The 24,266-nt window shown below is 49.8% G+C and carries 20 protein-coding genes and 1 pseudogene; 8 read left to right on the top strand and 13 right to left on the bottom strand.

Going from position 1 to position 24,266, the window contains the following annotated elements; translation table 11 throughout:
* Nucleotides 1-71: 71 nt before the first annotated feature.
* Nucleotides 72-848 (top strand): pentapeptide repeat-containing protein, encoded by a 777-nt coding sequence (locus JMI88_RS35090; RefSeq protein WP_201366687.1) that lies wholly within the window; start codon nucleotides 72-74, stop codon nucleotides 846-848.
* A 162-nt stretch (nucleotides 849-1,010) separates the two neighbouring features.
* On the opposite strand, the gene JMI88_RS35085 is transcribed toward JMI88_RS35090, so the two are convergent.
* From JMI88_RS35085 to JMI88_RS35070, 4 genes are all read right to left on the bottom strand, one after another.
* Complete coding sequence (locus JMI88_RS35085; RefSeq protein ID WP_201366686.1) at nucleotides 1,011-1,643, bottom strand: hypothetical protein; 633 nt, start codon at nucleotides 1,641-1,643, stop codon at nucleotides 1,011-1,013.
* Between the two features lie 69 nt (nucleotides 1,644-1,712).
* Nucleotides 1,713-2,126, bottom strand: coding sequence for a hypothetical protein (locus JMI88_RS35080; RefSeq protein ID WP_201366685.1), 414 nt, complete (start codon nucleotides 2,124-2,126; stop codon nucleotides 1,713-1,715).
* Nucleotides 2,127-2,155: 29 nt separating this feature from the next.
* Entirely contained in the window at nucleotides 2,156-3,052 is an 897-nt protein-coding gene (locus JMI88_RS35075; protein WP_201366684.1) for a pentapeptide repeat-containing protein, read from the bottom strand.
* 30 nt (nucleotides 3,053-3,082) lie between these two features.
* Nucleotides 3,083-3,328: a hypothetical protein gene (locus JMI88_RS35070; protein ID WP_201366683.1), complete on the bottom strand. Its 246-nt coding sequence runs from the start codon at nucleotides 3,326-3,328 to the stop codon at nucleotides 3,083-3,085.
* Between the two features lie 312 nt (nucleotides 3,329-3,640).
* Here JMI88_RS35070 and JMI88_RS35065 point away from each other — a divergent pair, with 312 nt between their 5' ends.
* Entirely contained in the window at nucleotides 3,641-4,639 is a 999-nt protein-coding gene (locus tag JMI88_RS35065; protein WP_201366682.1) for a Fic family protein, read from the top strand.
* A gap of 74 nt (nucleotides 4,640-4,713) precedes the next feature.
* On the opposite strand, the gene JMI88_RS35060 is transcribed toward JMI88_RS35065, so the two are convergent.
* Complete coding sequence (locus tag JMI88_RS35060) at nucleotides 4,714-5,184, bottom strand: hypothetical protein (protein WP_201366681.1); 471 nt, start codon at nucleotides 5,182-5,184, stop codon at nucleotides 4,714-4,716.
* Nucleotides 5,185-5,700: 516 nt separating this feature from the next.
* On the opposite strand from JMI88_RS35060, the gene JMI88_RS35055 reads away from it, so the two are divergent.
* Together JMI88_RS35055 and JMI88_RS35050 are read left to right on the top strand one after the other, a co-directional pair.
* A complete protein-coding gene (locus tag JMI88_RS35055) occupies nucleotides 5,701-6,885 on the top strand; it encodes a kelch repeat-containing protein (protein ID WP_201366680.1) in 1,185 nt (394 codons plus the stop codon).
* A gap of 65 nt (nucleotides 6,886-6,950) precedes the next feature.
* Nucleotides 6,951-8,729 (top strand): HEAT repeat domain-containing protein, encoded by a 1,779-nt coding sequence (locus JMI88_RS35050; protein WP_201366679.1) that lies wholly within the window; start codon nucleotides 6,951-6,953, stop codon nucleotides 8,727-8,729.
* A 139-nt stretch (nucleotides 8,730-8,868) separates the two neighbouring features.
* On the opposite strand, the gene JMI88_RS35045 is transcribed toward JMI88_RS35050, so the two are convergent.
* Both JMI88_RS35045 and JMI88_RS35040 read right to left on the bottom strand, forming a co-directional pair.
* On the bottom strand, nucleotides 8,869-9,330 hold the full coding sequence (locus tag JMI88_RS35045) for a winged helix-turn-helix transcriptional regulator (RefSeq protein ID WP_201366678.1): 462 nt from the start codon (nucleotides 9,328-9,330) through the stop codon (nucleotides 8,869-8,871).
* 146 nt (nucleotides 9,331-9,476) lie between these two features.
* Nucleotides 9,477-10,358, bottom strand: a complete 882-nt coding sequence (locus tag JMI88_RS35040; RefSeq protein WP_201366677.1) for an SDR family oxidoreductase — start codon at nucleotides 10,356-10,358, stop codon at nucleotides 9,477-9,479.
* Between the two features lie 445 nt (nucleotides 10,359-10,803).
* Here JMI88_RS35040 and JMI88_RS35035 point away from each other — a divergent pair, with 445 nt between their 5' ends.
* The 3 genes and pseudogenes from JMI88_RS35035 (at nucleotide 10,804) to dinD (ending at nucleotide 13,409) form a co-directional block, all read left to right on the top strand.
* Complete coding sequence (locus JMI88_RS35035) at nucleotides 10,804-11,142, top strand: hypothetical protein (RefSeq protein ID WP_201366676.1); 339 nt, start codon at nucleotides 10,804-10,806, stop codon at nucleotides 11,140-11,142.
* 228 nt (nucleotides 11,143-11,370) lie between these two features.
* Nucleotides 11,371-12,477: a WD40 repeat domain-containing protein gene (locus JMI88_RS35030; RefSeq protein ID WP_201366675.1), complete on the top strand. Its 1,107-nt coding sequence runs from the start codon at nucleotides 11,371-11,373 to the stop codon at nucleotides 12,475-12,477.
* A 159-nt stretch (nucleotides 12,478-12,636) separates the two neighbouring features.
* Nucleotides 12,637-13,409: pseudogene (gene dinD, locus JMI88_RS35025) on the top strand (DNA damage-inducible protein D).
* Between the two features lie 594 nt (nucleotides 13,410-14,003).
* Here the strand turns inward: dinD and JMI88_RS35020 are convergent.
* The 6 genes from JMI88_RS35020 to JMI88_RS34995 all read right to left on the bottom strand — a co-directional run bounded on the left by JMI88_RS35020 (nucleotide 14,004) and on the right by JMI88_RS34995 (nucleotide 18,894).
* Entirely contained in the window at nucleotides 14,004-14,477 is a 474-nt protein-coding gene (locus tag JMI88_RS35020; protein ID WP_201366674.1) for a nucleoside 2-deoxyribosyltransferase, read from the bottom strand.
* A 104-nt stretch (nucleotides 14,478-14,581) separates the two neighbouring features.
* Nucleotides 14,582-14,827, bottom strand: a complete 246-nt coding sequence (locus tag JMI88_RS35015) for a DUF6429 family protein (RefSeq protein WP_201366673.1) — start codon at nucleotides 14,825-14,827, stop codon at nucleotides 14,582-14,584.
* Nucleotides 14,828-14,875: 48 nt separating this feature from the next.
* A complete protein-coding gene (locus JMI88_RS35010; protein WP_201366672.1) occupies nucleotides 14,876-16,225 on the bottom strand; it encodes a hypothetical protein in 1,350 nt (449 codons plus the stop codon).
* Between the two features lie 239 nt (nucleotides 16,226-16,464).
* Nucleotides 16,465-17,004, bottom strand: a complete 540-nt coding sequence (locus JMI88_RS35005; RefSeq protein ID WP_201366671.1) for a dihydrofolate reductase family protein — start codon at nucleotides 17,002-17,004, stop codon at nucleotides 16,465-16,467.
* Between the two features lie 852 nt (nucleotides 17,005-17,856).
* Nucleotides 17,857-18,228 carry a hypothetical protein gene (locus JMI88_RS35000; RefSeq protein WP_201366670.1) on the bottom strand — a complete coding sequence of 124 codons (372 nt, stop codon included), beginning with the start codon at nucleotides 18,226-18,228 and terminating at the stop codon, nucleotides 17,857-17,859.
* Between the two features lie 174 nt (nucleotides 18,229-18,402).
* Nucleotides 18,403-18,894 (bottom strand): GNAT family N-acetyltransferase, encoded by a 492-nt coding sequence (locus JMI88_RS34995; protein WP_201366669.1) that lies wholly within the window; start codon nucleotides 18,892-18,894, stop codon nucleotides 18,403-18,405.
* A 240-nt stretch (nucleotides 18,895-19,134) separates the two neighbouring features.
* Here JMI88_RS34995 and JMI88_RS34990 point away from each other — a divergent pair, with 240 nt between their 5' ends.
* Complete coding sequence (locus tag JMI88_RS34990; protein ID WP_201366668.1) at nucleotides 19,135-23,964, top strand: caspase family protein; 4,830 nt, start codon at nucleotides 19,135-19,137, stop codon at nucleotides 23,962-23,964.
* The last annotated feature ends 302 nt before the right edge of the window (nucleotides 23,965-24,266 follow it).

Here is a 24,266-nt window from a genome sequence, read left to right as displayed (position 1 = left end):
ACTTTTTCCACTTAAAGAAGTGGGTCGATTGGCGTCGATCACATCCAGATGTAGTACCAGACCTGAGCGCCATGGAATTTGACGATGATTTCATTCCCGCTGACGTCCATCATGTCAATTTTAGCTGGACGCAATGGAAAAATATCAATTTGTGCGGGCATGATTTTCGAGGATGTCTGTTCCCATATGCTGTATTTCGCCATTGTGACATGAGTGGAGCCTCTTTCGAAGAGGCTGATCTTTGTGATGCTGATTTTTGTTTTATTGGGTGTGAAGGGGCGAATCTTTCTCATGTGAATGCTCAAAAAGCGCTCTTTATCAGTACTATTGCTAGTGATACGCGCTGTACTGGTGCGAATTTAGCTTATGCCACATTGAGAAAAGCATCGTTTAGTTATGCTGATTTAAGCCATGCCAATTTGAGAGAGGTTGAAGCCAGTCGCAGCATGTTTGTCCGTGCTGATGTTCGCGGAGCCAATCTTACAGGAATCGATTTTCGCTATGCGGATCTTCGTGGAGCAAATCTGTTGGAAACATTGAGCGGCAATGATCTCACTGGGATGAAGTTACGTGGAGCGATCTTCGGTGATGCATTTGTAACGACAGATTTGCAAGGCGCCAATCTTCGGGGGGCAGATCTGCAAAATGTGGGTTTGACTGGCGTAGATTTGCGGCATGCTGATCTGAGGGGAGCGGATCTACGAGGCGCAACGTTTTACCATACGTGGGTGACTGATACGCTGTTTGAAGATGCGCTTCTCGATCAAGAAGCGTTGCTCTTTCATGATGGAATGCTCAGTTTGCGTGAACTGCTAGAGAACAGGCAAGATTCTGAAGATAACGCTTGATGAAGGCGCGTGTGAAACAAGGTGACATGGTAAATGCGTGTGGCTGGTTCATTAAGAGTGGTATGGAGGATTTCCGGCACTCTATAACGATGGCAACGTATGTATCGCTCTACTCCTTTGCAACCAATGCTTATTGTGCGTGATTCACCGATCAGTGAGAGATTAGGTTTGCTTCAGGTCGAGATTAAAGCTCCAATAACGTTGCAGGAGAGGTTCGAGTGGATTATGTTCTTCATTGGAAAATCCTCCCGCGCAAAAAGACGAGAGCGTGAAAAAATAAGAGGCAGGGTAGTTAATCAAGGGGTGCGCTGTTGTATCGAGCACATCCATAAAGTCGATGACATATGGTTGGGTCAGTGCGTAGAGCACTGCTCCGCAGTCCCACCCGCAGTCATGAGAAAGAGCATCGCTCAGGAATGGAAAACAGAAACAGACATCTTTTTCGCGCCACGGAAGACGGTGCAAAGCTTGTAGAAAGGCAGACACATCGTCTCCACAATACCAGAGCGTTTCAGCATGCTTCTCTTTTCCATCTATAACATTCCTGGCAAGCCGAAGCATTGTCTCTGGCGCATTCGGAATGACATGCTGAGAAGCTTGTATGAGCATGCCTCCATGCGCGGCTCTATCATATGCCTCTCCCCGCACTTCATTTTGTGCGCTCCCGACAAAGATGGCCGCCGGCAAGCGGATATGCTGTTCCCGCAATAAAGCGAGAATGAGTGCTTCTATCTCTTTTTCTGTGAGCTTGTTCTTCGACGGTGATGTCGCCAAAAAGAATGTGAGTGCAGCCATATTTCCTCCTGAAAAAGAGCACCACAGCGACCAGAGCTTGACGCACTTCTAGCAAACTTATTCAACATCCTATCTGACTTTGAGTGCATCGAGTAAGCGGTTGAATGCTGTTTGATAGACGTTTGGGTCTTTCCATCCGGCAAAATCCAGTGGAGGTCGCTCTTCTAGGACCACGAGTGTGCTGCCCAGTCGTTGTTTGAGCACATGTTTGAGCCATTCTGGGGCATCCATTTCCTCCCAGGATGATTGATCAAGGCACTGTTTCCAATCTGGCATCTGCGCTCCCTGAGACTGATCGAGGCACAGTATGATAAGGTTCTGAAGGTTTAGACGCTTCGCTACTTGCAGCCTGAGGAGCAAGTCCTGGCCCATATGATCCCATTTCTCTGGAGTGAGTTCTGGCAGTACGAGCAAGAGTTTGTCATGAGGATCCAGAGCGTCTAGCCAGGGATTGTGATTCGTTGTCGCTCCATGATACATCATACCTTCATCCTCCTCATAATCAACACAAGCTAACCAGCAGCGGACACCTGCATGTTGCAAGTCAGCATGTAATTGGCTGGCGAACTTCTGATCGTGACTTTCATAGATGAGAATGCAGGTCGCGGCGGGGAAAGGAGTCCCTTTGAGAGCCTGTGCATACTCGATCCCTTTTCAGAGATGCCTACCCCTTTAAGAAAGATGTCGGGGATAGCGCCCTGAGAGCGCAGCAGGGTCTGCATATCAACATAGGAGCGCCCGCCATGCCAGACGCTTTCCAGACCCTTGACCTGGCTCAGGTCGACATTGCCCAGGTTGGTCCCCTGTAAAAGCGCCCGCGAGAAATTCGCACCGGTCAACACCGCCTCATTCAGGGTAGCCTCTCTGAGGTGTGCCCCTGTAAGATCGGCCTCTCTGAGCGACGCTCGCTCCAGCACGGCTCTTAACAGGCTGGCTTTGACGAGCCTGGCTCCATCCAATCTGGCGTCCCGCAGATTTGCGTCATCGCAGTCCGCTTTTTCCATGTTGGCCTGCGTGAAATCTGAGCCCTTGAGATTGGCGCCAGCCAGGCTGGCGAAGTAGAGATTAGCTTGTGCCAGGTTCGCGTACACGAGCTCGGTATGGCGCAGGTCAACTTTTGAGAGGTCGCTGTGGTGGAAATCCGCCCCGTTCAGATGGGCTTCGATGAATTCGACTTCATGCAGGGTTGCGCCCGAAAAATCGGCCTTCGTCAGATGAGCACGAACCAGGCTCATGTGCGAAAGATGCGCTCCTCGAAACGAAGCGCCTCTAAGGTCAATATTGCTGAGATATATGTTTTCAAGTTGAGCATGATCGAAGTCGGGCTTGATCTGAGGATGTTTACGTTTCCAGCTATTCCATGCTTCCACCCCTTGGTGTAGTACCGTAAGATGTTCCTGATTGGCCATAGACGTTGCTCCTTCATTCGTCATCAGGCGTTATCTGTTCGACTCCGTAATCGAAGAGATGCATGATATTGGGGTGGTCTCACTGACTGAGAACGCGCGCCTCGCGCTGGAAGGCAGTGTAAACCGTTCCTGCGTCAGGCTGGCTCGCAGCAACTTGAGCGCCACTTGGGTCTCCCGTCCAACGTGCTCGGCCAGGTAGACTTCGCTAAAACCGCCTTTGGCGATCCTCTTCTTGAGTTGATAATCCCCGAATTGTTGTCCTGAACGATCTGGCACTTTCTCACACTCCCGACTGAGCAATAATCTGGCCGCGATGGGATGCTTGCTCGATTCGTATTGTAGAGTATAAGTAATAATACCGTCAAGGAGAAGTATTTAGTAGGACACGCTCATCATCCGCCTGCAATCCGCCATCCACACGCGCCAGCTCGTCCCCGACGTTCTCCTCTGGCACTATACAACGGAGCGTGATATTTTCAGTTATCCGTTGTATAAAAGTATTGTATAATAAACACAAAATATACAACGGAGTGAGCTATTTTTCACCATCCGTTGCATATATATCTGATGGAAAGAGGATGATACCAGGTGAGTAGGCAGCAGAAGCCGATCATGGACGCGAGGTTGGCGACGCGTCTCCAACAGAAAAAGGCCATCGTCGATGGATACCGGCCGCTACCAGCCGGGACCGTTGCCAGACTCAATGAAGATTTGAAGATCATGTTGACCCACCATAGTACAGCGATTGAAGGAAACACTCTGACCCTGAACGAGACAGCAATGGTGATTGAGTACGGAATGACCGTTGGTGGTCATTCGCTCAGAGAGTATAAAGAGACGGAGAACCACGCCAGCGCCTATGAGTATGTCGTGTCTCTGGTTACTGGCAGCCAGGAGCCGATCACGCAGGAAACCATCTTAATCTTGCACCAGCAGGTAATGCGTGGCATTCTCGACGAAACTCAAACAGGGACATGGCGTACGGTTCCGGTCTATATACGAGGAAGCAACATGACACCACCGCCAGCCCGCGATGTTCCCCGACGGATGCGCGAGTGGGAGCAGTGGGTCAACGGGAAGCAAGGCCAGCAGTACGACCCTGTCACACGTGCTGCCATCGCCCATCACGGCTTTGAAGCGGTGCACCCATTTCCCGATGGAAACGGCAGGGTCGGCCGTCTCCTGCTCAATCTCATGCTGATGCGTGAGGGCTACCCACCCGCCCTTGTGTTGAAAGATTGGCGTATACGCTATATTCATGCGCTTGATACTGGCAACACTGGCAACTATGGCCCGCTGGTGAATGTGATAGGCCAGGCTGTTGAGGGGAGCCTTGACCTTTATGTAGAGGCATGCGCGACCATCCCTGCAACCGAGGAGGAGGACACCTTGCCTCTTCCAGAGTTAGCGCGGGAGTTTGGGTACGACCCAGAGGCTTTGAGTTGGGCTGCCCGTTATGGTCGCTTAGAGGCACGCAAGCAGGGGCGCAACTGGTACGCAGCTCGCGCTGCCGTGGCCGCATACCAGCGCCGCGCCCAGGAGTACCGCCGACAGCACGGGCGTGCTCAGGATGAGGAGGAAGCATGACGAAGCAGATTGAAAGCGATCAGCCGATGTGGTCCACTGCGCACAACCTTTTATCCCTGGGTCCCACGCGATCCTTAGCGATTTTCTGTTGTATCTGATTTCTGCACGATAAACACTGGAGGGGCATCAGAGCAGATGCGTCGTACAACCTCCTGGATAATTGCGCGCAGCAGCGATTCACGCTGGCGGATAAGGCCATCACTGAAGCGTTCCCCGCGGCAGGAAAGAAAGACGACATCTAACAGGTCCTGTGTTGAGAGTCCCTCATAGGAAGTTCTTGTCTCGACTTGACGCAAGATGGGATTGGCCCATTTCCAGGCCTGGCCCATGTTGCCATGGCGGTTATATGCACCATCTACGCACATTGCCAGCCCCATAAAATCCTGAGCTTGGTCCCCAAGCTTTGGATCATCAACATAACCGATGCCCAGAGCATAAGTGGGCGGCCCCCATGGAAGCGGGCTGGCAAGGAGCGCTTCAGCTCGTTCAACTGGCCAGCGCTTTACCCCCTTGCCTAAAAGCACTTCGTCTTGTCTTTCTCCCATCAGTTTCTTCCCTTCGTCGATGTATATAGCAGGGCCTCTTCAGAGCAGTAAATAGCCTCCCGATTCTAAAAACGTGAAAATAACTCTATATAGATAAATAGTAACGCAATAGCAGAAAATAATCTACTGTTGTGCTTTCATAGTATTCGAATCTTCCGGGCAGTAGGGCGATTGCGTTGGATCTGGAACCTGCCTTGCGATTTGAGGTGAAGAAGCTTTTTTCCGGCTTCCACCAAAGAGTGCTCATCCTCCTTTTCCAGGATGAGGCCTTATGGTTGATTGAAACTGAACAAGTTACAGCTTTTTGCCCTCAGCGCAACTCGCGACGTAGTAGTAGCGTTGTGTTCCTCAAATGCTTGAATAAAGCTCAAGGTTCATGGCCAAAGCAAGTATATTCTATCCATATGTCTCTCATAGAGGCATGATGGCTCCAATGGGAAACAGAGCATTAACATAGAACATTACTTAAGTAGACTACTATACCAGGTAAATCACGAACCGATGGGAGAAACATACATGAAAGAAAAGCCATTTTTCTCGACTGACACTGGTCGCTTGCCGCATACACGCCCACCCAGGAGCAATCAATCCAATCGGAGAAGAGGTCGGACCTTGTTCATAACGAGTCTTGCCCTTCTCGTAGTGTTGATCATTGTACTTAGTTGGGTTGCCTTCCAACTGTATGCCGGGAAGCTATCCACTCAGAACGCCTCTTCCCCTCATCTCACCCCTACCAAGCAGACTGATGCCCCTACATCTACTGTCATCAATGCGGCGCCTGTTCCTCAGGTGACTCCTCCACGCAGAGATAGTACCATGGCCTATGATCCTCTCCATCACGTGGTTCTCCTGTTTGGTGGCACCACTACCGAAGCCGCGGATGCGCAACAGACCAATGAGACGTGGGCCTGGAATGGTCATGGCTGGAAACAACTGCATCCCGAGTCATCACCACCAGCGCTTCAGGGAACGATGGTCTATGACGCCGCTAGCCAACGTGTTATCCTCTTCCTATATCAGGTTCAGAGTGCAGGGAAGGTAGCTAATGAAATGTGGTCGTGGGATGGCACGACCTGGCAGCAACTGTATCCAGCGACGATGCCCGCAGTGATTGGGGCTAGTATGGCCTATGACGAGGCACGGCACGAGATCGTCCTCTTCGGTGGTGGAGTACCCTCTATGAGAACTGTTACGATGGTAAATACTACCTGGACGTGGGATGGTATGAACTGGCATCAGCAATATCCAGCGACATCTCCCTCTCCCCGCTCAGGGGCTGCGATGACGTATGACGCGGCGCATCAGCAGATCATACTGTATGGGGGAACTGGTGATGGATCAGGTGTTTCTTCTGTTGCTTCTGAAACCTGGACATGGGATGGTACAACCTGGCAGCAGCGCCAGGGTACGGGTGTTCCCTTTCAAGACCAGAATGTACGCTTGATCTACGATAGCGTCATCCGACAAACGCTGTTGTTCGGCGCTACAAACTCAGATGCGACCTGGACCTGGAATGGAAATACATGGGTTAGCGTTGCTACTCATGGTGCCCCCACTGCTCCTTACCTTAGTGCCTCCACGTATGATGACGCGGCACAGAGCGTGATAGTCTATGCCGCACAGGGCAATAGCAAAACGGGGGCCACACCTGTACCCCAGACATGGATCTGGAATGGGACAGCGTGGAAACTGCAGCCGTGATATCCAACGCCATGAAATTGGTGTTGGTTGATATATTTTCTTAACTGTCGAAAGGGAAATCGTTCTTGTCACGTCATCACATTGAACATCTAGCTCAAGAGCTTTACTCTTCGAGCGAAAGAAGACGCAGGAAAGCGGCAGAGGCGCTGCGCCAGCTTGGAGAACCAGGAGGGCGAGTCTCGCTCGAGTCGTTCATTACCATGATGCTGCATGATACTACGCCCCTGCGGGTAGCTGCGGCAGACATCTTGCGCGAGTGGCGTGAATATGTCCCGCTCGAGCCATTGTTCCTGGCGATGCAGGATACCAATGAGCGGGTTCGATCTGCCGCACAGTGGGCACTAGTAGATATTGGGACGTATGCTCCGCAGGAGGCCCTGCTCCCGCATCTCACCGATCCTGATGCAACCGTGCGCGAAGCCGTCCTTCGCGCACTCGGCAAGCGTGCTCCCGTGGCCGTGGTGCTGGAGACGCTCGAGGCTCCAGAGCAGGGACTGTGCGAGGCGGCAACCTATCTGATTGGTCTCCTGGGGGAGCACGTGCCTGTCGAGACACTCATCAACATGTTGCAGCGCAAAGAGACTCATATTCGCGTTGCGGCAGCCAGATTACTCGGGAATATTGAGCAGCACATTCCTCTTGAACCGTTGATCGAGGCACTGCATGATCCAGAGAAAAACGTGCGCCTGGAAGCCATCTGGGCACTTGCCAATGCGGGCGAACGGATGCCACAAGCTGCGCTACGCGCCTTGCTTGATGACGCCGATCCATTGATTCAGCGCGAGGCGACGAAAGCGCTGGCCAGTGTCGGTGACCCTGCGGCTCTCTCAATCATTGTGGGCTGGCTGCATGTAGACCATGAATGGGCACGCGAGAACGCCCTGGTCTGGTTACGCACACCACTTGGTGCCGTGCGCAATGGAATTGCCCGGCGCCTTCCTGTTGAAGAACTGCTGCACCTGCTCAAGGATGCGTGGTGGCCGGTAGGATATATGGCAGCGGGGATGATTGCGACGCTGGGCGAGGACGCGCCATTTGCAGAACTGCTTGAGTTGCTGTCTGATCCCTTACCTCAAACACGCCAGGCGGCGTTGCACGCGCTGGTCTTTTTAGGGGATGATATCCCTTTGAGTCAGTATATTCCCATCGAATCTGTGCTGATCGCTCTGGAAACCGAAGAGAGCGAGACGCGTCGACGGGCAGCCGAGGTGCTCAGTTATTTCGATGTCTCGGTCCCGGTAGAGAGGTTGTTGCCCCGCCTCGATGATGAGAATGTAGAGCTTGCAGGTCTCATCGCCAGGCAAGGACGGCAAGAGGGGATAGATATCCTTGTTGCCAATCTTCGCACGCGCTTTCGCGTCGATCATGCTCTTGTAGTTCTCGGAGAATTAGGTGAGCGAGTTCCAGCAGAGCCTTTGCTGGCTGAACTCCATACGAGCGATGCATCCGTGCGCCAGGGAATGGCCGCAACCCTCTATGAGACCCATCCTGAACAGCTTCCACATCTCGCGCCAGAGCTCGTAGAAACGCTCTGCACCGGAAAGGTGGGGCCTCTACTGGAGCCACTACAAGACATCTTGATTGCCCAGGCTCTGGCCGCGCTGCGCAGTTCACATCCGACTCTGCTCGCATGGTTTGATCAAACCCTGGCCAGTCCCTATTGGGAAGTTCGCATGTGGGCTATCATTGGGTCGAGTCAGATGGCACCACATGTTCTTGAGACAACCATTGGGAAGCTCCAGCGTTTGCTTGATGACCCGGAAGCCGCGAGTGTACGCGAAGCCGCACTCGGTGCACTTGAAACTATTGCACTACGTGCTGCAACGGATGGGTATCGCGGGTGAGTTACAGTCAGTCTCATTTGAGCTTAGGCTTACCTCGGTTGAGGGTTTCTATTGTGTCTCTGCGGAGCCATCCAGATCTGGTACAAGTCTGGGATTGCTCCGGCGCTTCTAGTCCTCCCTGGATTGGATTACCTGATTGCTATTGTGCCATTCGAGGTGGGAACCACTCTGCGTTCGCGAATATACAGCCGCCATGTCGTACGCTGTCAGTTATCTCAGATATAACTTTTTCTCTATCCTTTTTGAGTGCAGCTTCAAGAGTCGCACTCCGGCCGATGTACGCTGGCCCAAATACATTGCTCCATGACTGAAGGTCGAGCAGTAACGGAATAAGCGCTAAACCTTCCTCAGTTAAAGAAAAGATCTCGCGGCGTTTATCCTTTGGATCGGCAGCCTTCGTGAGAATTCCCTGACATTCAAGCCGTGCTAAACGGTCGGCCAGGATATTTGTCGCAATATGCTCGTCTGATTTCAAGAATTCCCCGTGCGTCCTTTTGCCAGCATAGACAATGTCGCGCACAATAAGCAGCGTCCACTTATCGCCGAAGATCTCAAGCGCGAAGTTAATAGGGCAGGCCGACCTGGGTTGACTCTTTTGCATTTGGGCTCCTGTTTTGTTGGGTGCAGAGCTCTCATCCCTATTGTTCCTTTGTTACGGTTTAGAAGTATGGAAACACTCGATTCCACTGAAGAATCAACCCTACTAAAATAGGGCTGATTCTGGCATATCAAACCTCATGGTTGATGTTATGCGTGAGCAATTTGAGTACCCTTAAATACTTCCACATTCTGCGCTACAAATTCGGCAAATGGAGTTGGCTGGATACCAAATAGTTTATGTGTCTCAAGGAGTACTTTCGATTCAGAGCCCTTGCGTCGCTCACTATAAAGTTCGTTCACAGCATCCGCCAACTGCTCCGGCATACCAAATGAGACGAGTTGCTGTCGCTCCTGTTCTGGTGTGACGTTGACGTAGTGGATCGTTCTCCCAAGTGCCCTGGAAAGCTGCGCAGCAATATCGTTCATCATCATCGAGTCAGGCCCGCTTAGTTCATAAATCTTGCCTTCATGACCTTCAGTTGTCAGCACGGCATGGAATACTTTGACGATATCGTGCACATCAGTTGGTGCGATGAACGCGTCCCCTATAGGGATGAATAATGAGTCCTGCGCGATAACCGTCGGGGAATCGAGCATATACATTTGCATGAAGTGGGCCGGACGAATATGCGTCCATGCTATGCCGGAATCCTCGAGGTGTTTCTCGATCTCGGCATGCATGCGTAAAAAGCGGGCTGGGCTCTTTTTATCTGGATTCAGGCAGGACAACTTAACGATGTGTCGTACACCTGCCTTTTTGGCAGCATTGATCAATGATATCTGCGTTTCGGCCATTGCTAGCGGGTCCGCCGTCGATAGAAGCGCGACTTTGTCTACGCCTTTGAGTGCGTCATCAAGTGTCTCTGGGTTGAGCATATCGCCGACTACAATTTCAATATTTGGATCATCTTCAAACATTTTCGCGTTCTGAGTATCCCTCGTGAGTATGCGTACTCGCGCATTGTGTTTTCGGAATTCGTTCACGAGTGCTGTACCGGTCAGGCCAGTTGCTCCAGTAATGAGAATCATGCTGTTCTCCTATCTTTTCGTTTGGTGCACTCACTGTCGCATTATTAGTTTGCATTTTGCAAACATATTATAGCGTTATTATGGCGGAAATACAACAGAAAATGCTCCAATTTGGAGTATGTAGCCCCCGAATTTGCTGGTCTAATGGCGGATAGTGTGTAGATGGCGCATCATCGCCTGGGCTTCCTACCACCCAACTTGACAAAAACAGGGTGAAGCGATCCGCTCCAGAAGCTGGTTTTCAGGTAGTCAATGGCGACTCTGCTCAACATTGGGGGCAATTTCCCACTTTTGGGATCTGTCCCACTTTTGAGGGCAAAACTGACTGGTAGGTCATTTACCACTTACAGGTGCTTGGCTGAAACAGGATAAAGCTATTCGATCTTCTGTTCGTGCGAAATTAGTGCCTTTAGAGCAGAAATTGCTTGTTCATGGTGGAACTGCGATGGATAATAGATATGAGCCAGATTTAGCGTTACTGTTGCAGTATGGACAGATCATCGAGGGAACTGTAGAGTTGGTACCGGGAGAATCTCGCCAATGTCATTATAATACGGCTCGACTGTGGAACCAGCACAAAGATACGCTGGCTATCATCACTGGCTATGCTCTTTTTTCAGAGGAAAATCAACAATGGAGACAACACAGCTGGTTGATACGTAAACATCCGACTGCCGAGCAACCTCGTATTATCGAAACCACACTAGCGTGCATCAAATATTTTGGCGTCATTCTCACCGATGACCAGGCTCATGTCTTTGCTAAAAGAGAGCTCCACCTATGAATATGTCCGGTATTGTATCTCTTTGATTGATTCTGATGGTTGCATGAATAGATGTGATAAAGGGACAGTACATCGGTCTCCGCGTGGCTGCTTATGCTCATCTTATTCTGATCTCGTTTCATCCATTACTGTGCACGTCCATGTCTAAATATCTGCATGAATCAATTAGGTGCCCTGGAAAACATGTCAGTTTTTTTGTCTATGTATACACGTAGAGGTGAAAAATACATGCCTGGCAATTCCAAAGATGTTTCATCTTTTAAGGTGGTGGCTAGCTTATATCAAACATTGCAGGGTCATAATCATGCTGTGCTTGGTGCTTCCTTTTCCAATGACGGCCATGTGATCGTCTCCCATGATCCTTGCACAATTCGTGTCTGGAAGTGGCATGATCAACAGCAGTATGTTTCTCACTGTGTTATTGAAACTGAGGCAACTGCTATCGCGACTTCTCATGATGGGTGTTTCATTGCATCTATTTACGAAGATAGAATCTTAGGGGAAAAAGTACGCCTTTGGTCATCTGATGGGAAATGGGTGACTGATTTGTCTTCTCAGCATGATGCATGCCATATGATTTTTACTCCTGATGATAGGCAGCTTGCTGTTGTAGATCATTCAGGTTGTGTCTCACTTTGGGATGTAACGACATGGACGCTCCTTTGTGAATCTGATCTTCCTCCAAACGCTATCAAAACGAGGCTTAATAATAGGATACGGTTTTTAGCTTTTGCGCCTGATGGGCAACGCCTGGCTATTGAGTGGTATACCCAGAATGGGGCCGTACAAATCTACGAAATAGAAGAAATATTGCATGGAGGAGAGATACAGTGGCAAATAAGCTGGAGCGGTGCGGTTGCCCCGGCGATGGTACAGGCACATTCAATTGTGAGAGGACTCTCCTATTCTCCCGATTGGCAATATTTAGCCGTTGCCTCAGATATGGAGTGCATCGTATGGATATTTGATGCCTTCTCCTTACATCTCATAGGATCCTTTAATCTCCCGAGGTCTATCTATGGCATTGCAGATATTGCGTATTCATCTGATGGAACGTACTTAGCGCTTGCTCATGGTGATGGAACGGTGTGGGTATGGGACGTAGCGTATCAGAATCCAATATTGACATTTTCTGCTCATTTGGGTGATATAGGTCCCTATAGTACTGTTATTGGTTCAATTGACTGGTCCCCAAATGATAGATTGATCATGACAACTGGGGTAGGGCTGTATAAGAACTGGGATGCAGATACTGAGAAGAGTACTCTTGATAAAATTGACTCTTCCGTGAAATTATGGAAAATACAAAAAATCCCCAATCCAAGGATCTCATAAAACTGCCAGGATAAACAGCAGAGCCGATCTTTGGAGATACTTTCTGAAGCTACTCCGGCAACTATAAAAACTTCGCATTGATAGGCAAGGAGGGGTATATGCATGGCTGTAATGTAACTGAAAAGGAAGATGCAATTATACGCCAACTTCTCAAGATAAATAGTAACGCCAGCGTCATTTGGGAAATTTAAAAGGGCCATTGAACGACCAGAAGCAGCGTGTGAAGGCAGTGCTCAGGAGGTATCAGATCATTTCTCCCATGTGAGCGATATGATCGAAACTGGCAAGGGAGCGCGTCGCCGCCCTGAAGACATTCATCTTTCACGATACGCTTGCTATTTGCTGGTGCAGAATGCTGATCCCGAAAAACCGATTGTGGTACTTGGCCAGACCTATTTTGCAGTGCAGACGAGGCGGCAGGAACTGGCTGATGTGGATGCATTAGCAGGGTTCACTGAAGATCAGAGACGGCTACTCATGCGCGATCAGGTCACGCTTCAGAATCGGCAACTCGCTGAGACCGTGAGCCAGGCGGGTGTGATTACATCTAGGGATTTTGCGATCTTCCAGGACCACGGCTGCCGGGAGCTCTACGGGGGGCTCGGCGCACAGGACATTCATGTACGGAAAGGATTGAAGAAAAGTCAGAAGATTCTAGATTACATGGGCGGGACAGAGCTTGCTGCAAACTTTTTCGTATCATGCAGACAGATGAAAGTATCAAGCGTAAAGGAATTAAAGAGAAGCAGCAAGCCAATAATGAACATCATCGTATGGGGCGCCAGGTGCGCGAGTTTATGATTCAGGAAAGCAGCACGGCTCCAGAAGATCTTCCCACTCCAACGAAGTCAATCAAGCAACTCCAGCGAGAGGAGCAAAGGCGTCTGGAAAGTGGAAGACAACCATCACTCTTTGAGGAACCCGAGATATAGTAACTGAAGCAGACGCTGGAATTATTCCTTCTCCTTTTCCTATTCATGTTGGGGGCAAAGAGGGTTTCCGATATCTTACGTTAAAAATTCCACAGAATAGTAATCAGTCCAGTTGATTTTTTGAGGAAAGATAAAGATTATATATTGTTGGCACTGGTAAAACGTCAATGGATAGGAGCCTGCACAACATTCCGTTCGGTAGCTAATGTTTCAGCGATCGTCGAAAGGAGACCACAACGAAAACAACTTTTTCGTTATGGTCTCCTTCTTTGTCTGCTAGCTGATAGCTGGCCGTGTTCTTACCTTAATTTACGCACGTCTCACGCTCCGAATCCTGACAGGAAAGTTGATAAGAAAAGGGGGAGGCGAGCAGGGACTTTTGTGGAAACCAGTAGAATTTGGGAGGAGATTTGAGCACAGGATAGATCTCGATGGACTCCAGAAGCGGGGTTATGCCGATAGACATGTTCTGTATACCATCTTGATTAGTGTAGTGTTGACGCATTACCTCCGATGAACTAAATAGCTTCATTGTGCTAGAAATGATGGGAGCCGAAAAGAGAAAGAACTTTTTTGAGAAGCCTGCCTTCAACGCTATTCTGATACGTTTATCCTTCCCGTTGTCTGGTAGAGTTGGAGCATGTCAAACAAGGTGTCTGCATCTGGGGCAATACCATCGAGTGGGACCCGGATCATTGGATTGAGTTTTGAACCCAGGAAAGCTGCTCGGCTGTCAGTCTGTAAGCCAAGCAGCAATTTCCGGCTGTGCTGGAGTGTTCTTTGGCAATAGGCTATACCAAGCTCCACGCATGCTCCTTCATCGGGTACCCGGCCATCAAGTACAAACAAAAAGATATCGCAGGCTAGAATCTGCTGTATGTCGAGGTGGAAAAGTGCTTGTCGACGTTCTTCTGGTGCCATGGCGTCGTAGGGTGGTTTGTTTTTCTCGACACCATCTCGTTGGGGCAAGAAAACAGTGAAGCCGTGCGCTTCCAGGCACTGTGCCAAGTCATCATTGAACAGGCGCTCCGCACGTGAAAAGAGGGGAGCTGCAAAGTAAAGAAGCATTCTATTTTCCTTTTTCGTGAATGTATCAGAAGCCCTGCAAGGTCATGACTGGCGGCATGACCTTTCCGTGGGCGACACGACAGCCGCAGTAGAATGGCGGAAAACTATTCTTCAGATGTCTGCTCAAGGCCAAAATGGTGCGCAAAGAAGTGCTTGGATTGGACCAGTCCTTCCTGGGTGAACTCGATAGATTTTGCTTTATTTCTGGGATTTTCAATCCATCCCTTCTCGTAGAGTCTATTGAGGACATCCCAGTCAAATCCTTTCCAGGCGCGGTAGGAATCATGGAGCGTCAGTTGCAGTAGGGCGAGGACCACTTCGTCTATTTTGTCCTGGTTGTAGGTATCCATGGGTGTGACTCCTCTCATCTTGAACCTATGGTGAGAACGTTGATACGTTCATGCTAATGCTCTCAATAGAGGCAATAATTTCGACTTGTGTTGATGCCGCTCTATCAGATCCGCGAGGTAGACGTGCCATGTGTCATCTTGTCCTAACAGGTGATAGGCTGTACGTGCTTTCGTGAGCCAGTTTGCTGCGGCCTGATAGTAGGATGCTTTGGCTCCGTTCATAATATGTTCGGCTTGCTGGCGGCACGCCTGGACAACCCATTCCAGGACGGCCTGCTCTTTAAGTGCGGCGTCTACGACCAATGCAACCAAAGTGTGTCTCCTATCCGTTTGCAGCACAGCAATGGCATCCTCAAAAAGATGCTCGTGCAAAAAGATCTGCAGTAAGTTGTGGGCATCGGTGGTAGAAGGAGCCTGACGCGCACTATCCAGGAGCCTGGCACGGTATTCGGGCCAGTGTGTTCCGGCAATACGGGCGAGGGAGAGATAGTGCTTCAGCGTAGGCTCACCCTGAAAGGCCACCTCGCCTGCTCTCATCGCTTGCGTCTGCTCTCCCATACGCCAGGATTGATCACGCAGCCAGATGGCAAGTGGGACGTGGTCGCCATCAAGGGTGATGCCAAGATCGGCGATCTGAAGACCTGCTGATTGCGCGCCATGCGCCCACAACGCCTGAGCCACTGCCAGTGCGTCCTTGGCTGTTGTCAGATGGTGCTGTCCATAAGCGATCGCTTCAGGGATCTGTCCCTGTCGCACAAGCATGGTCACATATGCTCTGGTCTGGTCTTCTGCTTTGGCCAGATGCAGGTATTCCTGAAACTTCCCTTGTTGCTCCAACACGGTGAGGCGAGCCTGTGTGAGCAGAGGCGCATAGGCAGGAATCTCGCCTTCCCAGGGTCGCTGTTGGAGCTCTATCCCTTGTAAAATACGTTGGAGGGGACCATAATCCCAGCCTTCACGAAGAGCAGCCTGCGGAACCGCAAATGCTTCGTGTATGCTATGCCAGTCAGCAAGTCGTGTCTGCCAGATCGTTATCTGTTTTGCCCAACGTTTGTGTTCGGTAGCTGTCAAATCAACCTGGAGCACTGTCTCGGTCCACACCCTGGTGAGATCCTGAAAGAAAGCGCTCACCTCACCATGGATATCGTTGAGATGCATCCATTGCTCGGTCAAGACATCAGTGACAGCCTTGAGAGTCAGGAGTGCCTGCTTCTGTTTATGTGCTTGTAGCTGTATGGACGCAAATGTTACGAATTGCCAGATCTCATTGAGCACCGCATGGGTTTGACGGGTTGCCTCTTGTGGATGCAGGCGATACTGGTGGCGAATCAGTGCGCGAATGTGCTGGCGTATCGCCTTTGGCTCAAGTGGTATCGTTGTGTGTGCAGAAGGAGGCACCGGATCTTTTCTCCTTACCTGGTAGCGTCTTTATGGGAGCAACAATATGCTCTGTTGCTGCCTCAATGATCCCCTGGCGTTTCTGTTCTTCCATTCCTTTTGTCTCTGATGCTCATTGTATCACCTACATGAACTGGATGATACACTTGGGCATTGTAAGCTCGCGGTGCTCATCAATACTGCGAGAAATCGCGTCAACGGGTAATGCACAAATATGAGGTAGGACCCTCACTTCTTCTTTATTTTCGATTTGGCTCGTATGTGAGTACCACGACACCAGAGCCGAATGTTTGCGATTGAACAAGTTTGAATTCCTTTTGCTGGCTCTCACCATGAAAAAGCCGCTTCCCGTTTCCTACGACAATGGGGAAGACCATGAGACGGTATTCATCAATGAGATCCTCTTGCATGAGCGAGTGAATGAGCTCAAGGCTACCAAAGATCAATATGTCCTGACCAGACTCCTGTTTCAATCTGGTAACTTCCTCTACAACATTGTCCTTGATAAGGGTGGCATTCCACTCAGCTTCCTGCAAAGTGGTGGTTGGAACATACTTGGGCATACTGTTTATTCTTTCTCCATATGCACCAGTAGCACCAGGCCAGGCGGCTGCAAAGTCTTGATAGGTGATGCGCCCCAGAAGGAGTGCATCACTGGCAAAAAGCTCATCGAATTTATATGTTTGTGATTCTTCACTCCGAAATTGAACAGTCCACATCTGTGGATTTTCAACAACACCATCCATAGCCATGAGCATCGAAGCAACTATTTTTCTCACGTTTTTCTCCTTAAAAGGAATGTCGCAGTAATTTACTTGCAAATTGCAAGTATCATCAACAAGCTATTCTCACGTAGCCAATCAAAAACGGTAAAGCTGTTGCAGATAGTATTGGAAGGAAAATTGACCCGATATTTCCACGTATTCATTACCTGAATTGGTCTGCAGGCGAACATGATGGCGTTCTGGCTATACCGTTTAGTTGGGTTGGGCGAAGGGACTACATCTTGTTCCTGTTCAAAAACTCAATGATAATGCGCCAGTGCTTGGCTCCAGATATTCATCATCCACAGAGTGTCCTTCCTCGCTCTCGTCGATCAACCGTTGACCTTAAGGAAGGTCTCTTGCGCAAGCTGTTGAAATGTATATGCTCGCTGCAATGACCCCACAATATCAAAAGGCCCTTTGAGGATCTCCTGGAGACGCTGAGTGAAATCTTGGCATCATCAAAGTTAAATGTTATATACCTCAAAGGTATCAATGGCACATTTTACTCATCTTCTTTACGCATTTTTTGCTCAAGCTTATCAATAGTAAACGATAAGTCCCTATATTCTGCATATTTTTCGTCGATTGTGGATCTTAATGCTTTCAACGGTTCTAGCACAACCTCTGGAGGGGCCTCCTTGAGTGCATCGATAAACAGCTCATCTAAATATATTTGGACCACAGCTAATATTCGTTCTGCCTCAAATTGGATTGAGGAATACCTTTGAAGCAAAAAAGAGCTGCTTCACGTAAGTAGTATTCTTTCGCAGCAATGTGGTTCCGAGCGATGGTAATCCCTCTATCAATCTCTTCAGGAGTTCGGATCAGTCGAGCTACCATGTATAACGCATCTGAGTAATCTTTCTAAGCGAACAGAAAGAGTTGAGGAAGAACGGCGTAGGTGTATATACCCCATAGTGCTTCAATCGCTTCTTTTCTCAGCGCTTTCTGCTTCATGGCGATCCCCACTAAATCCAACGAGAGTACGTTGTCTTTTATACCAAGCGATGAAAGTAATAGTATCGCACCTACACAGACCTCGTGATTCTCATCTTGAAGTAGCTTGGCACTCAACATTCGAAAATGCCTGCGATCTTCTTGGGCCAACCTCTCAATGCGTCGATACCACTCTGGAACCTCAGGGCTCCAGGAAAACCGCGGATCGATACGTGCAATAGCTTCCAGGATGGCCTGCCGAAAAAAGGTCACTTCTTGTTCGATGTCTTCTTCAGTCATTTCTCTTTCTTTCCCCTATTTTGAGAGTAATGAGGAAGGCTGTCTCTTCTGCTGTGGGCTTGTTCTTCGACGGCGATGTCGCCAAAAACAGGCTCATATGCGAAAAAGAATGTGCTATTATACTCTCTTTGTTTTTGTCCTGACCTATGTCCATGGGCTCTATAAAGTCGTTTCTCAATCGAAGTTGATGACGAGATCGCGTTTCAAGGTGCGGTAGCCGAGTGTCTCATAGAAATAGAGCGGCCCCTCGGCGAACTCCCAGGTCTCGACTCGCATCTCTGTTGCCTGCTGTTCTTTGGCCCACTGATGCGCTGCTGCAACGAGTTGTTTTCCCAGTCCGCCTTTTCTGAATGGTTCAGCAATCAAAAGACTTTGCAGATACCCATAGCGGTGAGCGATCGAGAGTGGATGTGGTTCATCCTGGCGCACATACACTTCGGCGAGCCCTATCAGTTTCCCTGCATCTCCCTCAACAACAAAAATTTGAGCATCCTGGCGCTGTATCAACTCACGCAAGGTATTTCGTAGCGTTGTCTCGTCATAGGCATCGGGCTTATGTAATCGATCGGGGACTCCTCGTACATGGAACTCATGAAAATCGATGTACAGAGAAACCAGTTCATCAATGTCCTTTTCCGTTGCTGACCGAATAGTAGATCTCTTCATGGTTTACCACCTTCCAGATGACAACCCTATTTAGGACGAGTAAAAATGCGCATGCGTTAATTGTATAGAACGTAATAAGGGTGCTGCAAATCCTGCTCATTCATATGCTGCGAAAGACTGCTACGCCATTGCTATATACGTCAACTTTGAGGAGCTTTACCCATTTGTGATATATAATGCATATATGCATTTTTATGTATTAATCCGTAGTATCTGTAACAGAGAGTAGAAGAGAAGACTATGCCTGAGCCGTCAACGCTGACCTACAAACGCTATGCTATTTGTGTCGGGATCAACACCTATGCACCATCCTCCGAACTCCACTCGTTGCGTTTTGCCGAACACGATGCCCAGGCTATGGATGAAGCGTTCGGCACGCTGGGCTTTGAGCAGGATAATCGGGTGCTCTTACTGGGCGAACAAGCGACATTGGCGGCGATTAACGAGGCGCTCAACGAGATGACTGATCGGGCTGAGGAGAACGACCTGGTGGTCTTCTACTTCGCAGGCCATGGCGTTCCCCTCTATTTTGAGAAAGATGACACCCGTGATGTCTTCCTGGCTAGCTATGATTTTGACCCTCAGCAATTAGAGCAGCGACGCTCACTGCGCACGCGTGATGCGTTGGGGATGGAGCGACTGCGACGCGAGTATTTCGAGGGCCAGGGATCGCGCAAGCGCCTCTTCCTCTTTGATAGCTGCTATAGCGGCGAGTTCGCAGGCTTCCGCTCAGGTGGTGAACAGGCTGTCCAGCAGCACATGCAGAAGATGCTGGATAGCAAGAGCACCGGACGCGTCGCCTTGCTCAGTTGCCTGCCTGAACAGGTTGCGGTCGAAACCGTAAAACATGGCCATGGCCGCTTCACCTATTATCTGTTGCAGGCCCTGCAAGGAAAGGCACCGCAAGCGCTGCGGCGTGATGGCTGGCTGATCGTTAATACTCTGTTTGAGTATCTCTCCCAGCAGTTGCCCGAGGCGCAGCGTCCCGTACTCAGTGGTATCCAGCATGACGTCTTTGAGATCGTTTGCTATCCCGAGTTTGTCAGGCCCTTATCGGAGCAGACATCAGCCCTGCCTCGGACGTCACCGACCCTTGAAAAAGAAGCCTATGTCCGGGCTATGCTGGCTGATCATAGCGACTTTCTCCGCGATCGTCTGGAGAGCTTTGTGGGTCGCGAACAGGAAGTCGCCGAACTGCAACAGCGTATCGCTGACAAGATGCCAACGGGCGGCTATGTTATCATCACGAGCCAGGCGGGACAGGGGAAGAGCAGCATCATGGCCAAACTGGTCGATGGCTATGGCCGAGAACAGGTGCCCTTTCATTTTATCCCCTTCAATCCTGGTCCGGATCATCAGGTAGGATTGCTGCGTAATCTCATGGCTCGTCTGGTCCTGAAATATCAACTCTCGGACATCTATGTCTCGGCGGAAAATCGGGCGATGCTACGCGATTATTTCCCCAATGTGTTGCGCGAAGTGGCGGCCAAAGGGGGACAGGAAATCATCTTCATAGATGGCCTGGATCAGATCGAGGAGGATATGAATGGCGTGCGCGATCTCTCCTTCTTGCCCACCAATCCCCCAGCGGGCATTGTTTTTGTCCTGGCTACGCGACCCGATGACGCCTTACGTCCCCTGGTCTTATTGAAGCCCCACGAGCAGTATCAACTTCCCAATTTGCAGCGCGAGGACTTTGACCTGATTCTGCAGCACCGCAGCGTTATCCTTGAGCGTCACATGGTAGATCGGTTCTATCAGGCGATGGATGAGAACGCCTTGTATCTGGATCTGGTGGCCAAAGAACTGCATGGGAATCCAGGCCTTTCCCCTCAAGAGCTTATGGTGAACATTGCGAACAATCCAGATAATGTTTTTACCCTCGCTATCACCCGCTTCAAACAGCAACCGCTAGAGTGGCGTGAAGTGATTAAGCCTATGCTAGGTGTCTTGTTCGCATCTCGAGAGCCGCTAGCAGTGTGGCACCTTCAGCACATACTGGACCTGGATGGGGATCGTGTGCGCGATGGTATCATGCGCTTAGGTGGTCTTTTACGTGAAAGCGAGCAACATTGTTATAGCCTGTTTCATTTGAAATTACAGGAATATCTGTGCCAGGATGAGCGGCGACCTGAAAAAGATTTTGTGTTTACTGCTGATGATGTAGAGCAGTGGCATGATACGTTTGTGACGTGGTGTGAGCACGGATCACTTACGCATATATGGGAAGATACTCAGAATACACGGGAGCAAGGGCGGCGTGCGTATGCCAGATATCATTATATCGAACATCTCTATGCAGCCCGTCAATATGAAAAGCTCTTTCAGGTGCTTGATGATGGGATCTATGGCAAAGAAAAAGGCAGGTATGATCAGACCAATCGGTTGTATATGCAAGATCTTATTTTAGGACAGTGGGCTGCTATCAATTATGGGAAAGAGATTGATAATGATATTACAGCCTTTCCGTTTCTATGGAAGTATACATTATTGCGAGGGAGCTTGAGAATCCGAGTCGATCATTATCCAGAAAGTCTTTTTCGTGCAATGCTGCATTTGCACCGTGAAAAGGAGGTGATTGGCTTAATAGAGCTCATCACGGATCATCAGAAGCGTATTACCATAGTAAATTTGCTTGGGCTTCATTATGTGGAAGATTCAAAGCAAGCCGAAGGCATGCAAATGTTTCTGTGGGCGATAAGTATTGCTCAACATATGGAGCATACATCTGCTCGTGCAAGTGCTTTGTGTGCAATAGCCGAAGCGCTGGCGCAGGCCCAGCAGTGGGAGCAAGCGGCAGAAATAGCTGGACAGGCCATAGTGGTAGCCAGGGAGATTGACGATGCCTATTATCATGCAAAAGCTATGATTGGCATGGCAAAGGTGTTGGCGCAGGCCCAGCGGTGGAAACAGATGGTCGTAGTCGTCAGAGAGTTCAAAGGGGCATATGATCGTACAATCGTCTTGTGTTGGATTGCGGAAGCATTGGTGCAGATGCAACAACGCGACCAGGCGGTAGCGCTAGCCAGGCAGGCAGTAGCGCTAGCCAGGCGGATCGATGATGTATCTGCTCGTGCCAGAGTTTTACGTGGAATAGCCAAGGTGTTGGCGCGGGCGCAACAGTGGGAGCAAGCAGCAACGATCGCCGGACAGGTTATAGCAGAAGCCAGAGAGATCAAGAGTGTGTCTGATCGCTCACATACCTTGCGTGAAATAGCAGAAGTATTGGTGCTGGTCCAGCAGTGGGAACAAGCAGTAGTGGTAGCTAGACAGGCTGTAGGGGTAGCCAGGGAGATCGAGGACCCATATGACTGTGTATACGCTTTGTGTGGGATAGCAGAAGCGTTGGTGCAGGCGCAGCAGTGGGAGCAAGCAGCGAAAATAGCCGGGCAGACCATAGCGGTGGCCAGGGAGATCGATGATGCATCTGATCGTGTAGGAGCTTTAAGTGAAATAGCAAAAGTGATGGTGCAGGCGCAACAGTGGGAGCAAGCAACAGCGATAGCTGGGCAGGCAGCAGAGATAGCTCGAAAGATCAAGGATCCGTATGCTCGCGCAGGAGCCTTGAATGGAATGGCAGAAGTGATGGTGCAGGTGCAGCAGTGGGAGCAAGCAGCAATAGTAATGAAACAAACAGAAGCGGCAATCATGAGAATGAGGAACGCATCTAATCATGCAAGAGCCTTGAATGGAATAGCAAAAGTGATGGCGCAGGCGCAGCAGTGGGAGCAAGCAACAGAGATGGCCGGGCAGGCGACAGAGATAGCCAGAGAGATCGAGGATGTATCTGCTCGTATAAGAGCTTTGCGTAGGATAGCGGAAGTATCGGTACAAGCGCAGCAGAGGAAGCAAGCAACAGCGATAGCCGGGGAGGCAGCAGAGGTAGCTCGAAAGATCAAGGATCCATACAACTATGTAGAAACTTTGAGTGGAATAGCAAAGGTGTTAGCGCAGGCGCAGCAGTGGGAGCAAGCGGCAGCGATAGCAGAACAGACTAGAGCAGTAGCCTGGGAGATCGAGAATACATCAAATCGAGCAGAAGCTTTGAGTGAAGTCGCGAAAACGTTCGTGCAGGCGCAGCAGTGGGAGCAAGCCACGATGCTAGCTAAGCAGGCTGCGGATGTATATAGGGAGATAGATGATTTATATAACCTTACTAGATCGTTACGTGAAATAGCCGAAGATATGCTCCTTGAGCAGCAAGGCGACCAGGCGATAGCGCTAGTCAAGCAGGCAGCAACGGTAGCCAGATGGATCGAGGATGCATCTGATCGCGTAAGAGCTTTGAGTGAAATAGCAAAGATGTTGGCGCGGGTGCAACAGTGGGAGCAAGCAGTGAAAATAGCCGGGCAGACTATAGTGGTGGCCAGGGAAATCGAGGATGCATCTGCTCGTGCAGGAGCTTTACGTGAAATAGCAGAAGTGTGGGCGCTCGTCCAGCAGTGGGAGCAAGCAGTTGCGGTAACTGAAGAGATCAAGAGTGCATATCATCGTGTATACGCCTTGTGTGGGATAGCAAGGGTATTGGCACAGGTCCAGCAATGGGAGCAAGCGGCAGCGATAGCAGGACAGGCTACAGTAGTAGTTGGAGAGATTGAGCGTGCATCTGATCGTGCATACGCCTTGAGTAGGATAGCGGAAGCATTGGTACAGGCACAGCAGTGGGAACAAGCAGTCGCGATAGCAGGACAGGCTGCAGTGGTAGCTGGGGAGATCAAGGATGCATCTGCTCGTGCAAGAGTTTTGAGTGGAATAGTAGAAATGTTGGTGCAGGTGCAGCAATGGGAACAAGCAGCAGCCCTGGCCGGGCAAACTGAAGCAGTAACCTGGGAGATTGAGCGTGCATCTACTCGTGTAGATGTTTTGCTTGTAATTGCCAATGCATTCGCACATATGAACGACCTGCATGCCCTCATCGCATTAATACAGCGAGCCTGGCTGACTGTGGAAACACGGGAATATGCATTTAAGCTTTTCCCACTTATACATGGGCTGATTGAAAAAAACCCTCATTTGGGAATATCCCTGGCTGAAACCTTCGCGCAAGTCGATACTTTTCTTCATGAGTAAACACCCACTAATTTTGCCGCTGAATAGGTGAATTAAATTCCTGTAGTGGGGCTATGGACAGAAACAACATGGATATGGCGCAAAGCAGACCATAACGAGAAAAAACTCTTCTCGTTATGGTCTGCTTTTTTGTCTGCTAGCTGGTAGCGGGCTGTGTTCTTACCTTAATTTATGCACGTCTCAAGCTCCGAATCCTGACAGGAAAGTTGACAGGAAAAGGGGGAGACGACCAGGGATTTTCGTGGAAACCAGTAGAATTTGAGTGGGAAATTGAGCACAGGATAGATCTCGATGGACTCCAG

The sequence above is a fragment of the Dictyobacter formicarum genome, assembly GCF_016587435.1.
Note: the sequence above shows the minus strand (reverse complement) of the source record. Positions and strands in the feature narration are given on the sequence as shown.